We start from the raw sequence: 554 nt of genomic DNA, 5'->3' as shown, positions 1-554 counted from the left end.
ATCCAGCAGGTTTGGAGCGTCAGGTTGGTGAAGGGGGCGCAATGCTTTCTGGCGGTCAACGTCAGGCGGTGACGATTGCTCGCGCGTTCCTTGGACGTCCTCCGGTACTCTTGATGGATGAGCCAACCAGTGCAATGGACAACCGCTCAGAAATGCACATCAAGCATCAATTGGCGCAGTTAAAACCGAGCGAAACGCTGATTTTGATTACACACAAAACGTCGATGCTCGACATCGTAGATCGCGTGATTGTGATGGAGAAAGGCAGCGTAATTGCAGACGGTCCAAAATCTCAAGTGCTGAACGACTTGAAGCAAGGTAAGGTTAGAGCAGTTAGCTAATCTCTGAAATCAAGAAAGCCATTATTGAAATACAAAGCCCCGTTGAATCGAATGTTTCACGGGGCTTATTTGATCGGCAAACCAAGATAGTTCAGCTCTTCAAGCACAACCCAAATAAGCACGAACCCCACGATCACCACCAGCATCATGATCGCCTTTTCATCTTCTTCCATACGCCCGCGCCTCTCCTACAGACTTCTTTTGACCACTACT

The 554-nt window shown here is 48.7% G+C and carries 1 protein-coding gene; it reads left to right on the top strand.

Annotated elements, in window-relative coordinates:
• The coding region (locus tag R8N47_RS27525; RefSeq protein ID WP_318186403.1) for an ATP-binding cassette domain-containing protein at positions 1–341 on the top strand (341 nt) is incomplete at its 5' end.
• Positions 342–554: the final 213 nt, after the last annotated feature.

The organism is Vibrio sp. 2132-1 (assembly GCF_033344315.1).
Note: the sequence above shows the minus strand (reverse complement) of the source record. Positions and strands in the feature narration are given on the sequence as shown.